This window comes from Acinetobacter sp. ESBL14 (assembly GCF_036668815.1).
GTDB lineage: Bacteria > Pseudomonadota > Gammaproteobacteria > Pseudomonadales > Moraxellaceae > Acinetobacter > Acinetobacter gyllenbergii.
Map to the genome: position 1 here is coordinate 1,092,392 of NZ_JAZEVS010000001.1, position 15,730 is coordinate 1,108,121.

At 39.5% G+C, this 15,730-nt stretch carries 15 protein-coding genes; 6 read left to right on the forward strand and 9 right to left on the reverse strand.

Annotation, left to right across the window (positions count from 1 at the left end; translation table 11 throughout):
• The first annotated feature begins 219 nt into the window (after positions 1-219).
• Complete coding sequence (locus tag V6E90_RS05195) at positions 220-603, forward strand: hypothetical protein (protein WP_023269568.1); 384 nt, start codon at positions 220-222, stop codon at positions 601-603.
• Between the two features lie 103 nt (positions 604-706).
• The gene (locus V6E90_RS05200) at positions 707-2,167 is read left to right on the forward strand and encodes an aminoacyl-histidine dipeptidase (protein ID WP_023269569.1); all 1,461 of its coding nucleotides are present in this window, start codon (positions 707-709) and stop codon (positions 2,165-2,167) included.
• A gap of 18 nt (positions 2,168-2,185) precedes the next feature.
• Here the strand turns inward: V6E90_RS05200 and V6E90_RS05205 are convergent, their stop codons facing one another.
• From V6E90_RS05205 to V6E90_RS05225, 5 genes are all read right to left on the reverse strand, one after another.
• The gene (locus V6E90_RS05205) at positions 2,186-2,755 is read right to left on the reverse strand and encodes an RNA 2'-phosphotransferase (RefSeq protein ID WP_332604709.1); all 570 of its coding nucleotides are present in this window, start codon (positions 2,753-2,755) and stop codon (positions 2,186-2,188) included.
• A 2-nt stretch (positions 2,756-2,757) separates the two neighbouring features.
• The gene (rtcA, locus tag V6E90_RS05210; RefSeq protein ID WP_332604710.1) at positions 2,758-3,810 is read right to left on the reverse strand and encodes an RNA 3'-terminal phosphate cyclase; all 1,053 of its coding nucleotides are present in this window, start codon (positions 3,808-3,810) and stop codon (positions 2,758-2,760) included.
• Between the two features lie 258 nt (positions 3,811-4,068).
• On the reverse strand, positions 4,069-4,527 hold the full coding sequence (locus V6E90_RS05215; RefSeq protein WP_016539863.1) for a DIP1984 family protein: 459 nt from the start codon (positions 4,525-4,527) through the stop codon (positions 4,069-4,071).
• 27 nt (positions 4,528-4,554) lie between these two features.
• Positions 4,555-5,112, reverse strand: a complete 558-nt coding sequence (locus tag V6E90_RS05220; RefSeq protein ID WP_065342153.1) for a hypothetical protein — start codon at positions 5,110-5,112, stop codon at positions 4,555-4,557.
• A gap of 29 nt (positions 5,113-5,141) precedes the next feature.
• Positions 5,142-6,413 carry an RtcB family protein gene (locus V6E90_RS05225; protein WP_332604711.1) on the reverse strand — a complete coding sequence of 424 codons (1,272 nt, stop codon included), beginning with the start codon at positions 6,411-6,413 and terminating at the stop codon, positions 5,142-5,144.
• Between the two features lie 536 nt (positions 6,414-6,949).
• Here V6E90_RS05225 and V6E90_RS05230 point away from each other — a divergent pair.
• A complete protein-coding gene (locus V6E90_RS05230; protein ID WP_023269574.1) occupies positions 6,950-7,240 on the forward strand; it encodes a hypothetical protein in 291 nt (96 codons plus the stop codon).
• 909 nt (positions 7,241-8,149) lie between these two features.
• Here the strand turns inward: V6E90_RS05230 and V6E90_RS05235 are convergent.
• Positions 8,150-9,763 carry a TROVE domain-containing protein gene (locus V6E90_RS05235; protein ID WP_332604712.1) on the reverse strand — a complete coding sequence of 538 codons (1,614 nt, stop codon included), beginning with the start codon at positions 9,761-9,763 and terminating at the stop codon, positions 8,150-8,152.
• A 256-nt stretch (positions 9,764-10,019) separates the two neighbouring features.
• Complete coding sequence (locus V6E90_RS05240) at positions 10,020-10,982, reverse strand: ribonuclease Z (RefSeq protein ID WP_332604713.1); 963 nt, start codon at positions 10,980-10,982, stop codon at positions 10,020-10,022.
• A 113-nt stretch (positions 10,983-11,095) separates the two neighbouring features.
• Between V6E90_RS05240 and V6E90_RS05245 the strand changes: the two genes are divergently transcribed.
• Both V6E90_RS05245 and rtcR read left to right on the forward strand, forming a co-directional pair.
• On the forward strand, positions 11,096-11,419 hold the full coding sequence (locus V6E90_RS05245; protein ID WP_332604715.1) for a hypothetical protein: 324 nt from the start codon (positions 11,096-11,098) through the stop codon (positions 11,417-11,419).
• The gene (rtcR, locus tag V6E90_RS05250; protein WP_262757636.1) at positions 11,416-13,011 is read left to right on the forward strand and encodes an RNA repair transcriptional activator RtcR; all 1,596 of its coding nucleotides are present in this window, start codon (positions 11,416-11,418) and stop codon (positions 13,009-13,011) included. Before V6E90_RS05245 ends, rtcR begins: the two co-directional genes overlap by 4 nt.
• Here the strand turns inward: rtcR and V6E90_RS05255 are convergent, their stop codons facing one another.
• Together V6E90_RS05255 and V6E90_RS05260 are read right to left on the reverse strand one after the other, a co-directional pair.
• Positions 13,012-14,082: a DUF2157 domain-containing protein gene (locus V6E90_RS05255; RefSeq protein ID WP_016539870.1), complete on the reverse strand. Its 1,071-nt coding sequence runs from the start codon at positions 14,080-14,082 to the stop codon at positions 13,012-13,014.
• Positions 14,083-14,175: 93 nt separating this feature from the next.
• Positions 14,176-14,805, reverse strand: a complete 630-nt coding sequence (locus V6E90_RS05260) for an alpha/beta hydrolase (RefSeq protein ID WP_016539871.1) — start codon at positions 14,803-14,805, stop codon at positions 14,176-14,178.
• A gap of 125 nt (positions 14,806-14,930) precedes the next feature.
• On the opposite strand from V6E90_RS05260, the gene yaaA reads away from it, so the two are divergent.
• Positions 14,931-15,713 carry a peroxide stress protein YaaA gene (gene yaaA / locus V6E90_RS05265; protein WP_332604716.1) on the forward strand — a complete coding sequence of 261 codons (783 nt, stop codon included), beginning with the start codon at positions 14,931-14,933 and terminating at the stop codon, positions 15,711-15,713.
• Positions 15,714-15,730: the final 17 nt, after the last annotated feature.

The window sequence follows — 15,730 nt, forward strand, 5'->3', positions numbered from 1 at the left end:
AAAACAATTGGCTAAACATAAGGCGAAAACGCTTAAATAATAAAAATGCTGAGTTTGTAGATGTACATATCTAATCGGGTCTAAATTTATCAATTTAGCCATAGAACTAAGACAATCAGCTAATCTATTAAAGACAATTGTATATATAATAATTCTTACCGTTCGCGTCGGATTTACTCTGCGATCCAGAGTTAAAAACATAAAAATAGAGGGAATAGCATGAAAACGTTGCAATTTATAGCAGATTGCCCAAAACATGGGATGGTCGAGCATCCACCGAATGAATGCTATATCACGCAAGAGTATGTGGCTGCATTATTGTATAAACAATTAGAACAATATGGTTTTGATGCCCAGCATATTCGTCATGAGCATGAAAAAATTGAAGTGCGTATCGACAATCATCAACTTCCACTGTCTATTCTCTGCTCTCAGCAGGATACAGAAGGTCATATTCTGTGTGAAATCTCTGCCAATCCACAGCAAGAACAAGCTTGGTTTGAGCGTATTGAAACACAAAGCATAATTCGCCAATTGGCTCAGGCTGTCGAAAATAGCTTAAAAGCGGAACATAGTTTTTCCCAATTTGTATGGAAAAGCTAAGTCAATTTTGCGCATAAAATCTTAATTGAAGTGATTTAACATCATTGCCGTTTGGGTGTATGGTGTATATTGGTTTAAACGCTTTATTTGAGAGTATAGGTGTATGATACAGGTCGATTTTTCTAAATTATCACCCCAAATGGTTTGGCAACATTTTGAGACCTTATGTACGATTCCTCGACCATCCAAACATGAACAACAACTCAGACAACATTTAAAAGATTGGGCGGAACAGCGCAACTTGGAAACCTATGTCGATGACATTGGTAATTTAATTATTCGAAAAGCCGCTACAGCGGGTAAAGAGCACGTTGCAGGTGTGATTTTGCAGGGACACTTAGATATGGTGACTCAGGCAAATCGTGGTACCCAACATGACTTTTTTAAAGATCCCATTCAACCTGTATTAAAAGACGGCTGGCTGATTGCTGAAAATACCACATTGGGTGCAGACAATGGTATCGGTGTTGCACTGGCGCTGGCTGTATTAGAATCCAGCGATATCGCGCACGGACCGATTGAAGTTTTGCTCACCATTGATGAAGAAGCAGGAATGAGCGGTGCTCGTTTACTCGAGTCAGGTGTGTTAACTGGACAGTGGCTTTTTAATATTGATACCGAAGAATGGGGCGAGTTGTATCTTGGCTGCGCAGGTAGTATTGACTTAGAAGTACAGCAATCACCTGAATATGAACCAGCACCTGCAAATTTGATTTATGTGGATCTGTTGGTATCAGGTTTAAAAGGTGGTCATTCAGGGGTTGATATTCATTTGGGTCGTGGTAATGCCAATGTGATTTTGGCCAATTTCCTGAATGATTATTTGGCATCATCCAATGGCCGACTGGTTGAGTTTGTCGGTGGATCGGCTCGAAATGCTATCCCACGCGAAGCTGTGGCAACGATTGCAATTAAAAAAGATCAATTGGCTGATCTAGAAAAAGCAGTTGCAGCAACACAAGTGGAATGGCAGCAAAAGCTACAGGGTATTGATGAGCAGTTGCAGATCACCGTGCAGCAAAATGCCAATCAGATACATGAAGTCATTACATTACAGCAGCAACAAGCATGGTTGCAGGCATTGGCAACGTGTCCTTATGGTATTGCACAGTGGAGTACTGCTTTACCCGATGTGGTTGAGACTTCGAATAATCTTGGTGTGGTCAAACTGACGAAAGATGAAGCGAAAACTTTGATTATGGTTCGTTCGATGGTGAACCAAGAAGCAGTGACATTTGCACAAAACATTCAACAACACTTTGCCAATTTCCAGATTCAATCCGAATTAACGCCGTTAGTGTCGGGCTGGACACCAAATCCAGATTCGGCTGCATTGAAATGTTTACAACAAGCTTATCAGTCTGCATTTAAGATTGAGCCAAACTTGAAAGTGATTCATGCTGGTTTGGAGTGTGGCATTATCGCTGAACATTATCCTGATTTACAGATGGTATCGTTTGGCCCTGATATTCAAGGGGCGCATGCGCCAGGTGAGAGGGTTAAAGTAGATACGGTCGAGAAATGTTGGGAGTTATTGGTGACGGCTTTGGAAAGTGTGCGTTAACTCAATCTCGGAATCAGATCAGACCAATGATTCTGTCTTGGTCTGATCATTTAGTAATAAATATTGTGTTGGTACATGCTTTGTTAGCCAAACACCATTTTCTGCCTGATAAAACTCAAAGCCATCTTTATGCATTTGTATCGTATTGATTAAGAAGAGCACAGGCTTACCGTAGCGTTGACCTACATTCAACGCCGTTTCTTTATTTTCACTTAAATGTACATAATGGCGCTGTCCTGCAATTAAGCCTTGCGTCTGAATTGAATCTATGAATCGACTCGCTGTGCCATGATATAAATATTGTGGTGGTTTTTGTGCAATCATTTGCCGCTGTACGGTGCTTGTTGAGTGGCCTTGCACAGCTCTGATCATCAAACCATCGTCTGAAATTTGGAAGCGTTTTTTATCATTTTGTTCTACGATTACTTGGAGGAATGCTTCATCTAGAAGAACATTGTGTTGTTGCGCAGCTTCAATGAGCTCAGCAATTTTTGCCCAACCTTCTTGATCAAGCTGAAGCCCAATTTGTTCAGGCTTATGTCTTAAGATCAGGCTTAAAAACTTGCTTATTTGAGTATGTTCTTTCATATTTAATATTCTACGTTTACTTTGACTTGAAATAGCGTTTTATCCACCTCGATAAATTCAATTTCACAATCAATAAATTTTTCAATCATTGTGGCCTGAGTACGGGTGTGTTCACTAATACATTGTGCAGTAAATTCACCCCCTTGACCCAATGCCATAGGCAATAACAATTGATCTGCTAAATATTCATCTACTACGGCTTGGGAATTAATATATTGCTTCACCTGTTCAGCCAAATGATTGGCAATTTGTTCTGCACTTTTACGCATTTCACCCAAAGCAGTAAATAGCTGAGTGTGGTGTTGATGCTCAACTTTGACATACGCCGTATTGCCTTGGCTAATCCCATTTAAATGGAACTGCTGTTGCGTATCTAGTTTCAGTCTTTTATTTAAAGTTGTTAATTCTCGTTCTGCGATTTGTGCTTCTTCTGAAAGATTCAATACTGCTGCAAAAGCCTCAGTACTTTGTAAAGCGCCACGATCTAATAGATTTAACTTGTTTCGATGTAGCCATGGCTGAATCTTGATTTGAATTTCACCTGCACCAATTGGGAAGAAGCCTGCTTTATTTAACTTAAATTCGCTTTCGATCCCCAGCTTTGTGAGCGTAGGCAAAAAGCAATGCTCAATAAAATCAGCTGTTGGTGCAAGCGGATTATGGGTACCCCCAGAAATCGTGAGTTCACTGGCGTCATTTTGCAATAACAAAGCAGGCAATAGGGTTTGCAAAACCAGTGTTGTACTTCCTGCCGAACCAATCTGGAATTGGTATTTTCCACTTTGCACATGCTGTGGTGCAAAGTACAAGCGCTGGCTATGCAGTTCAGCACCTTCTATATAGGCTTGGCTAATCTGTTGAGATGCCTGTACACAGACTAAATGTTGACGCATTAAGCCTGGTTTTTTACGCCCAGCACGAATGTTGATTAATTCAAATGCCTGACCTGTAATCATCGAAAGGGCAAGGGCGGTTCTTAAAATTTGCCCACCACCTTCACCTTGTGAACCATCAATCTGGATGGTTGCTGGCATATTTGCCAAAGCTTTATTCACGTCTATTTTCCTTATTTTGTAATTTAATGAACATACTGTCAGTACATGGTAATGCGAAGTAACGCGTGACTTTGCTTTCGGCAAAGGTTTACTCGGTACATGGTGCTGAGCCTAATCAGTGAAGATTGATGCACGGCTCACATGCTGCCATAGCCGCCTGAATTATTTTCAATCCCTCAGATCGGAGTAAAGCGGGATCTTGTACTCGCCCAGTATGCCCAAACTGTGATTGTGAACTCAATTCACAAAATCTGTTGTTTATTCGACTAAATCAATTTGCCAATTGGCAGCCTGAATTTTGATATTTAAATCACGTAATTTCGCGCTGATATCATCGGCTTGTTTTTGCAAGCTAGAGACAGGGATAACCTTCTGCCATTTGATCTCGCGTGAACTATAACGATCAGGTTCACGATGGGTATTGGCAATCGCATCAATGAGAATCTTATGCTGCTCAGCATAACTATCACGTAAGCTTAATAGGGACAGTAGGATTTTGCCATCCTCTAATTTTGCTTGTGCATTGGTCAAATGAATACGACAAATCAATTGATTGCTTTCTTGGGTTAAAGCAAACACCTGTTTGATCAGTTCATTTGGATCTTCACTCGGTTCATCGCCGTCTTGTACCAATACATTGGCGTTGATCCGTTGTTTTAATGAAGCGAGCTTTTTTTGTTGATCGCTTCGCAGTAAAAGTGCTTCTGCAAGTTTCATCTTTTATTTTCCTAAAAAATTTATTCTTTAATCTGTCGAGCTTGCAAGTAGTAAACAGCCTTTATTTTGCTGTGGTGAATAGATGGTTAAGCACCAATTACCCCACCATTCTCGGCCGGGTTCAAAATAATCATTCCATTCAGAATCATTATCTCGACCACTACCTGGGTAGCCAACCCAATCATATATTTCACAGTCTTTTTCAGTTAGAAGACATAATTGCGTGAATTTTTTGAAGAATGCGACTCGATTAGAATGGGCAAGGGTTGTTCCATATGGTGGATCAATGACTGACTCTAACAAGTTCAAAAACCAATTATGTCCAGAGAATAAATTAGGTTTGTCTAAACTATCAATATCTACAAGAGTGCTATCTAATTTCTCAATGATTAAAGTGTTTAAGTCCAACGCTTTTTCTATTGCTAAACGTTCACAATTCAATAGCATCTGTTGATGAATAGCGAGTGTATTCGAAGATTCCGTTTGATCTGCGATATCAAACAAAGAAACTTCAAATACGGCGTGTATGGCATCGAGATCAGATTGTAATTCTTTGCTCTTCAAATGATTTAATTGGACAAACATATGTTCACCTTCTGCTTATGCTCAGGTATTTAACCCTTAACACAAACCACTTGTCTTAATGTATACACCACTTCAACCAAATCCTGCTGTGCTTTCATCACATCTTCAATCGGTTTATAAGCTGATGGAATTTCATCAATTACAGCAGCATCTTTACGGCATTCCACGCCTTCAGTCTGCACGATCTGATCTTCCACGGTAAAACGTCGTTTTGCTTCAGCACGGCTCATTACACGACCTGCACCATGCGAACATGAACAGAACGACTCCTGATTTCCAAGCCCACGAACAATAAAGGACTTGGCACCCATTGAACCTGGGATAATTCCATATTCTCCTAAACGTGCACGTACAGCACCTTTACGGGTCACCATCACTTCTTCGCCGTAATGTTCTTCCTTTTCCACATAGTTATGGTGGCAATTCACCGCTTCCAATTTTGCATTAAATGGTTTTGGAATAATTGTTGCTAAAGCTTTAATCGCAGACTGCATCATGATTTCACGGTTTTTCATGGCAAAGCGTTGTGCCCAACCCACAGCAAACCAGTAATCATCAAAATGCTCAGTACCTTCAACTAAATAGGCCAGATCTTTATTGGGTAAGTTAATAAAGTGCTTTTGCATATCTTTACGTGCCAGCTCGATAAAATGATTACCGATGGCATTACCCACACCACGTGAACCTGAGTGCAACATAATCCAAACATGATCGTGTTCATCTAAACAGATTTCTACAAAGTGATTTCCTGTTCCTAAAGTTCCCAACTGCTTACGGTTATTGGTATTTTTTAGGCGAGGATGCTTCGCACAGATGAACTCAAAATCTGCAACTAAATCAGCCCAAGCTTGATCGACCATTTCAGGTGGCGTTTCCCAAGAACCTTTATCTCGTCCACGGCCTTTGGTCATTCCATGTGGAATCAAGCGCTCAAGCTCAGTACGTAAAGCATATAGGTTATCGGGTAAATCCGACGCGGTTAAGTTGGTACGCGTCGCCATCATTCCACAGCCGATATCGACACCTACGGCGGCAGGGATAATCGCACCTTTGGTAGGAATCACACTTCCGATGGTTGCACCTAAGCCAAAGTGAACGTCTGGCATCACCGCCATCCATTTATAAATAAAGGGCATTTGTGCGGTTTGCAGCAATTGTTGTTTTGAGTTTTCATCGACTAGTACGCCATTGGTCCACATTTTCACAGGCATACTTTTGCCATTTTGTAGAACCTGATAGGCGCGTTGTTGCTGTTCTTGTTCAAATTGAGCTTGTTGGTTGATTTGTTCAACGACAGACATTTTCGTTTTCCTTTCAAAGCCTGCCTGCCAAGCGTTTGCAGGCAGGTGATATTCACAAGATCCCAATGATATTGTGTGCTTATACTATTGCAGCGACTGTGCCAACTTTTTAAATGTATCTATTAAAACATCTTATTTTATTGATAATAAACAAGATATTTTATTTTTCTTAGATTCTCTGGATTGTTTTTGGTATATAGTTTAATAAATTTGATATTATTTTAGATATTTTTATATCTTAAAAGATATTTTAAATTTATAAAAATTCTTAATTTTTCGAGCGAATTTTAGCTCGTTTGCAATTTGTTGTCATAAGGTATTGATGAGTGCATGATTTAGGAGAGAAATGTTGGTTTCTATTTGATATCCAGCGTCGTCATTTCTCATTTGAATTCTATATTGCTGCTTTAGCAAATAGATGGGGTGTTGTTTGATATATTTCAGATGAAAATCTGTTGTCTGGTTTAGATGTGAGTATGTCTTTGTTTAAGGTCATGCTATAAACATAACAAAACATCAATAAATTGCTAAATCTGATGGAACTTTTTCGTTATTTAGTCTCGATTATTTTATTTGTTGCAGGGGTATTTTGTGTTGTGCAATTCCTGTTGGAGGATTTTAATCTCGTATTTCTTGCGCTAAGTACTGTTTGTTTCCTATTTGCTTATTGGGTGAAACCAAAGCGAGAAAACCGAGGTGGTAGAAGTGATGCTTGGGATTGGTTCGATTTGATCGATATTTCTATTGAACTTATTTATCGGATCATCACCTTACCAGTTCGCCTAATACGAAGAATATTTGATTTCTTTTCGCCTGATATTCCATAAGGAGGGGGGATCTCAATCAACAAGGAGGATAAACACTTCTTTTTCCTTAGCTGCCTTATTTATAAAAATAGATATACAACTACGTACGATTTTGCTATGTAGTGCTTATCGCATTTGATTGAGATTAAAGAGGATCATCACAACAAAAATAATGAGACTTTCCTTAAAAAAGGATTAGATATTTGAACTCTATGCTTTCGCATTCACCATGTAGTCCCATTGGCATTTGTGATGATGCGACATAAACAAAATTATCTAAGACTTAAACCATTATGTCTTAATTTAGACGACTGCATACACTGTAGATGCAGGTGAGAGTGGTTACTCACATTTATGGGGTAGGATGTAGTCCTAAACGCATTTTATGCCGTATCATAAAAAATATGCAAACAATTAATCGCCAAGACAACTCTTCCACTGCGTTTCCCTTTCCGCCATTGATCGAGGTCGATCAAGATGGACTCGAACCATCAAGTTATTGCTAACGGTGAACCCCTTATTGTAGTCCTGACTGCATTTTGCATAGACCAGTAAACAAAATGATAAGACCTTTTATACATGGCTCTACCCAATTGAGCTACAAACTGATTTGCATCAATTTGAAGGGACTTGAACCCTCAACAAATGTAGTCCTATCTGCATTTTACTGGTTGGTTGTAATAACAAGGTGTAATGAAACGTTTTATCTACAGGATGTAGTTCCATCGGCATTTATTACAACCATTCCTCGCACAACAATAATGATGAAACATCGAGCCAGCTTTCACTGAGCTATCTTGGAAGGATAGTGATGTAGTTCCATCTGCATTTGTGCAATTTTGATTATAGGGTAGCAAGTTGAATCTAGAAACAAAAACATTGGAAAGATGTAGTTCCTTAAGCATTTACCCTATTTACAGACCTGACCAATCAAGTCGGTAATTTGCTTTGTTCAATTTCATTGATCCAGTGATCAGCGTGCATTTTACCCTGCGAAAATAAATCAATCAGCGTAAATACATGGTCACTAAAACCACCAATATTTATCACATCAGTACGTTCAGGTACTTGAGTGTGCGTATAAGGCTGTAAATCTACGCAGACCAATTTTGCTTCTGGGCAGCGTTGTTTTAAAATATCCCATTCATACAACATGCCTGTTTTATGGCGTGTGCGTAACTGGTCAGCCCAAGACTCATTGTCTGAAAAATAAATCATCAAATCGACAACTGCCTGATCTCGATTGAGTCGATTTAATGGAATGCTGCAATCCGTTCCACCGCCACCAAGCGAAGCAAATTGTTTGGCGACTTCAAAAATAGAGCGTGTTTTACCACCTGTAAAAACCTGTTTTAATCGACCAAATAAGCTTGCTTGATCAGATTCATTTTCCACAATATTTAATGAATGAAGTTGTGTATCAAATGGCATAATTTCAATGTCAGGATTTACTTGCTTTAACGCACAAGCAAATAACGATGCCACATCGACACAACGTAAAGTTGATGTTGCGCCTTTACGATAGCCTGTCACGGGGCTTGCCATTGAACCTGAGACATCAATCGCAACAACCACGCGACCAGCGAGGCGAGGTACATTTTGCAAAGCGGCCTGCATTACCTGTTCTAAAGCTTGTTTTACAATTTGTGGGACGGTGTCATTCAGCGCAGACCAAGTTGTCATTAATTGATAGGGCAAAACTCGGCTTTTGCGAATCATATCCTGATCTTGTAATTTATTTGCAATGATTTCATCCATACCCTCGATTTGAAATACACCATGACGAGCAAAAGTATTCAAGTTCATTCTTAACATCTGCCAACCTCCATTTTTAGCAATCTCAGCCCATTGCTGAGCTGAAAGCTGTAAATTGGTGAGAAGTTGCATTGGCAAGTCAGGAACATCTTGGCTTAAACCTTGACGGAATTTTTCTAAGGCTTGAACTTTGGCAGGCAACTGCTCAAGCTCGTATTTTTTACCTAGCACATAAGCAAAGAATGCCTCCTGAGCGACATCTTTAGGCTTTGGGTGAGTCATTTTTAATACATCTGCTATAGAAGGTTGATTGCCAATATTAGCTGCCAACAATTGATTTTCATTGGCATTGATCAACCATTGATTGATCATTTTCTTTGGCAAGCTACCCAAAGATTTGCGTTGTACCACACCTGAACGCATGATTTGTACAAAATTACGCAACTGTTTGCCATTATCAATCACCAATGGAAAGACTGCTTTAAATAAGGTTTGATCACGTTGTGATAAAATGGCCAATAATAAAACAGGCATGTCTTTCATGTAGTTATTTTGGCGGGTATAAACTGCCGTTTTAGCAATAAATTCTGCATCAATATCTTGTGTTAGTACCAATACCTGATCCAACTGCATTTGTGCCGTTTGATAAAAGGTGTGATTCAACGTACCTGTTGCTGCAAGTTGAGCTAAGGCTTGACGGTGATTTAGTTGAAATGCACGACCGCCAGCTTCATTGTTGATCAATTGTTTTTTAGTTGCCTGAGAGGCAAAAATTGTCTGGTTTACCATGACCCATCCTCTATGAATTTTAAGTTGTTGTCTCTTGGATGTGTTATTGCAGTGACTGTGCCAACTTTTTAAAAACCAACTATAAATTTTTTTAAGGTATTGATAATTAAATTAAATAAAATTTTAAATATTTTTCTGGAGTATATGTATTGTTGATTTTATCGATATTAATATATCTTTTGGGATATATTGATATTTTAAAAGATATATGATCTGTGCTGAGATTTTATTGATAGATCATATATCAGGGGATCTATTAGGATTTGTCGATTTTTGAAAGTTGACCTGTCTCATCTAAGCTAAATTGATCGAAATCATGGGCTAAATAGAAGTTTCCTTGATAGAAAACTTGCACTTCCTCTGCAATGGCTTGCTGTCCAGCATTATCTTGATGTCTTGGACTAAAGTGCGTCAGGATTAGATTGCTTAGACCTTGTTGCTGAGCGAATTCTGCAACCATCTTTGCTGAACTATGCATTGGGCCTGAACCGACTTTATCTAAAGCGGCTTGTGTGTAGGTGCTTTCGTGAATCAAAAGTTGAGCATCTTCGCAAGCCTGTGCCAATAATTCAGGACAGTCATTATCGCCGCCGACGATGGCATGTGCGCGTTGTATCTGTAACTGGGTAAAATCGGCTGCTTTTAAAGTTTTTCCATTAAATTGAATGTCCAGACCTTGTTGTAAATCGCCCCAAGCTTTGCCTTTTGGTACGCCGAGTTGAATTAAAGCCTGCGTATCTAATTTTTTTTGAGTGTATTGCACAATCATACTAAATGCGAAACTGGGTACACGATGACTGAGTGGGTGAGCTTGAATTGAAAGATTATCCGTCAGTTGCTGTATTTGGGTCGCTTCATTTACATCAATAAAGTGGAGTGGGTAAGGTAAATGTAAATCGGTCAGTTGTGCTGTGACTGCAATCCATTGTTGAATTTCTTTGGGCGCGATAATGGTTAAAGGTGCAGTACGGGCATTCATACCTGCACTTGCGAGTAAGCCAACTAGGCCATAACAGTGATCGCCGTGAACATGGCTAATGCAGATCGCGATTAAGTTTTGTAATGAAAGTTTGGCCTGTTGAATGCGATGCTGTGTGCCTTCACCAGCATCGACCAATATCCAGTCTTTATTCTTGCTGTTGCGGATGGCTAAACCAGAAACGTTGCGTGTCAGTGTGGGTACACCAGATGATGTGCCTAAAAAAGTAAAATGAAGCATCTTGTTGGTATTTTTTAATGAAAAGGTTATTGTATATGAAACTATAAAATTTTATAGAAAATGATGTGCAAAGATCATAAGATCAATAAAAAGATTTAAGGGCATAGCCTCAAATGAGTAAACTAGGATGTATATGTGGTCATGTGATTGTTGATCAGACAGATCAAATTCCATACAAAGCTTCTTTTATTACTGATGTTGATTTATTTGATTTTTATGATGCAGTCGATGATACGATGAAGACGCCTTTAAATCATAAACAGACATTTTCTGAGCAGTTTATAGATAGGTTTATACGATATTCTGCAGATATGTATGAATGTACGCAATGTGGGCGATTATGGATAGGTATTGGAAATAATCAGTTTAAGCCTTTTCTTCCTGAATCAGGGAAATATCAAGCTATTTTAAATATTCAACATGATAGATTTAAATGAATAAAAAAACCGTTGTGATTGGCTTTGTAGGTTCTACTTTAGATCAAGGAAAGCGTCCTGATCGTTGGCAACGCTGGCGTCCGACTTTGAGCCTTCTGATGCATGAAGATTTGATTGTGGATGAATTGGTACTATTGCATGATCGACAACATCATAATTTAGTTAAATTTATTGCTGAAGATGTGCAGGATGTGTCGCCATCGACTACCGTGTCAGGTCAGCGAGTGAGTATCCGTGATCCTTGGGATTTTGCCGAGGTCTATGGTGCGCTGTATGACTTTGTAAAAACCTATCCATTTGATACTGAAAAAAATAACTATCTTTTGCATATCACGACAGGCACACACGTTGGTCAAATCTGTTGGTATCTATTAGTCGATGCCAATTATTTGCCTGCCAAGCTGATTCAAAGTGCACCCAATCAACAAAAAACACCAGAAGGTGAATATCGTATCATTGATCTGGATTTGTCTCGCTATGATGTTCTCAAGCAGCGTTTTGAAGATGAACAACAACAAAACTGGCAGCAACTAAAAGCCAATATTTCAACTTATAACCCCGAATTTAATCAACTGATCACTGAAGTTGAATTGGTGGCAACACGTTCCAGCGCACCGATTTTGATTATGGGTGCAACAGGGGTTGGAAAATCGCATTTAGCCAAACAAATCTTTCAATTAAAGAAAGATAAGTTTCATTTGAATGGCCGCTTTATTGATGTCAACTGTGCGACCTTACGTGGTGACAGTGCCATGTCGAGTTTGTTTGGTCATATCAAAGGAGCATTTACAGGTGCAGCGGCTTCGCGGACAGGTCTATTAAAAAGTGCCGATCAGGGGATTTTGTTTTTGGATGAAATTGGGGAGCTTGGGCTAGATGAGCAAGCGATGCTGCTCAAGGCGTTGGAGGATAAATCCTTTTTTCCTGTCGGAAGTGACAAAGAGGTTCAGGCAGATTTCCAACTGATTGCAGGGACAAATCGAGATCTAAGAACTGAAGTGCAGGCAGGTCGTTTCCGAGAGGATTTATGGGCGCGATTGAATACATGGACTTTCTTTTTACCCAATCTTAAAGATCGAATTGAAGATATTGCTCCGAATATTGAATTTGAGTTGCAACGCTTCGCGGCAAATCAGCAACGCCAATTACGCTTTCAACGTGATGCACTCGATGTGTATTTGAAATTTGCTAAGTCTAAAGAAGCATCATGGCAAGGTAATTTTCGTGATTTAACTGCCAGTGTGACGCGATTAGCGACATTATCCAGTGGTGAGCTGATCCGTTCAGAAACAGTCGAAAAAGAGATTCAGCGTTTAAAGCAGTTGTGGTCGATTCAAACCACACAAAGTGAATTTAAGGAAAAGGATGTTCTACTCAAGTATTTAGATCAAGCGCAGTTGAGCGAGATCGATGAGTTTGATCAGATTCAACTGCGTGGGGTGCTGCAAGTCTGTGAAAATGCCAAGTCGATGGCGGATGCTGGACGTCAATTGTTTGCAGCTTCACGCCAACAACGTAATACCACCAATGACAGTGACCGAGTCAAAAAGTATTTGGCTCGGTTTGGCTTAAGTTGGGGGGATTTTCAGTAATCATTCAACTGGATGGTTTTTCTTTATTTGGGGTTGGTTAGGTAGAAATTCTAAGTTCCAGAGCTTTTCGGCATGCCGGCCAATCCACCAGAACGAAACGGCGAGCAAGATAAAGAAAATGGCTTTGTGCATGCCATTCCAGAAGAACTCAAAATACTTGGTGTAGAGGTTAATAAATAAGAAGGTGATACCAAAACCACGTGAGGTGGCATCATCATGTTTTAAACCATAGACAATCGCGATAATGGCAATAAAAGCGAATAGAACACCCCAATGCAACAGCTCATATTGTTTAACGCTATACCAACTACTTAAGTCTCCATAATTGCCAAAGATTGAGAGGATCCATAAGGCAATAAACAGGTAGAGTAGGCCCATGACATAAGTTGAATGTGCAAAGTCTTTAAAATGCGCATACCGTTTAAACAGCAAGCTTAATCCAATCAGTGCGCCACCAAACAAGACAAAGCGTAAAGGAAAGTTCATCCCAAGATAATAAGCACCCCAACCTGACATATAGCCTGTTTCCGTCCCAAACCATGAGCCGAGTGATAGCAGCGAAAACACCCAGATCAGTTTAGAAGGGAACCAGAAGGCAAGTGCCGCATAAATGATGGTGGAGAGCAGAAATAATAAAGAGAAATGTCCACTACCAGTATCAATGGCTTGGCCAAAATAGGCGACAGACGCTGCGGTAGAGAGCACGCCTGCAAAAATAATCGCTTCATTGCTAAATTGATGCAGCGGTTTGGTTTTGCGTCGATGATAGGCAAAGCCATAAAAGGTTGCTGCAACCACAGCAAAAATCAAACAAGGAATGATTTTGGAATCAATAAAGATTTTTTCAATCAATTCCATCAAAAATTTATCGGCGGTAATTGCAGCAATGGCAATTACGGCACAAATCATTGAAATCCAGAATGAGTATTTTGCTAAACGTTCCCAGTCAAAAGGCCGAATCGAAAAACTTTGATTTAAATCATTGGCAACATCGGGCGTAATCGTGCCTTGTTGTTGCCATTGCTCAATGGTTTGCTTTAAAAAAAGTCCCTGTTTTTTATTTAATTTCATTATGAAAGAACCCGAATGTCTGTACATCTATACTGATATAACAGACATTGGATTCAAAACACGTATATTTTTCTTAGTAATTTGTTGTTAAGTCTACAGTTTTAAAAAACGAGCAATGACTTGACGCAACTGTTTTAGATAACCTGTAAAGAAATGATTGGCGCCTGGCAAAATTGTGATCGGATGTTTTTGTGGTTTTGCCCAGGCAATCATATCTGAGAGCAAGGTAATATCATCCTGCTCACCGTGAACAAAGAGAATGTCGCCGTCAATTGCAGGGGTTTTATAATGACGTAAATCAACCACCGAGCCTGTAGGTAAGCCACATAATACCAACTGTTTAGGACGTAATTCATCGCTGAGTTGTGCTTGGCATTTTGCCAGTACATGTGAACCAAAGCTAAAGCCACCTGCGTAGAAGGTTAAACCTGCATGCTTTTCACGGGCATATTTAATCACAGCCATGATGTCATCAGTCTCGCCGTGTCCTTGGTCATGTGTGCCTTCACTCCCAGCTAAACCACGAAAACTTGGACGATACACAATACAGCCCATTTCATTGAAAATCTGAGCCAATAAAACAGGGACCTTGTGATGAGGTGTACCACCTTGTAAAGGATGTGGGTGGCAGACGACAGCAAAACCTGTGATTTCACCTTGGGGTTGATCAACAAACATTTCGATTTGACCAACAGGACCTTGGATGAATAATTGCTCAGACATAAGATACGCAATGGATAATGGAAGAATCCACTATTTTACCGATAAAACTGAACGAGAACACGAATTGGCATTAAAAATTATCAACTGTTATAGTTTCACTAAGATAAATTTATTTTTGATTGATTATGCTTGCTTTAATTTCTCCTGCTAAAACACTTGATTACACCACAGCCTTACCTACAGATACGCACACTCAGCCACGTTTATTGGCACAATCTCAACAGTTGATTGATGTATGTCGTAAACTTTCGGCAACTGAAATCGCATCCTTGATGACAGTAAGCGAGAAAATCGCCAATTTAAATGTAGAGCGTTTTCGTGACTGGAATGCTGATTTTGATTTTTCCAATGCACGTCAAGCCTTGTTTGCATTTAAAGGGGATGTGTATACTGGTTTAGATGCTTATCATCTAAAAGACCAAGATGTTAATTTTGCCCAACAGCATTTACGTATGCTGTCTGGTCTGTATGGTTTATTGCGTCCGTTGGATTTGATGATGCCGTACCGTTTGGAAATGGGGACTAAATTGAAAAATACCCGTGGCCATAATCTATATGAATTTTGGGGCAGTATTATCACCGATCAAATTAACCACGATTTAGCTGAAATTGATGCAAAAGTATTGGTAAATTTAGCTTCTGACGAATATTATAAATCTGTGAATGAAAAGAAAATTCAGGCAGAAATTATCAAGCCTGTATTCTTGGATCAGAAGAACGGAAAATATAAAGTCATTAGTTTCTATGCGAAAAAAGCGCGTGGTCTGATGGCAAGATACTTGATTGAAAATAAATTAAGCCAAGTAGAACAATTAAAAGCATTTGATAGTGAAGGGTATTACTTTGATGCTGAAAGTTCATCGAATAAAGAATTGGTCTTTAAGCGAGATGAACAACACGCAGCTTAGTTTTGCCTTGGGCAGGG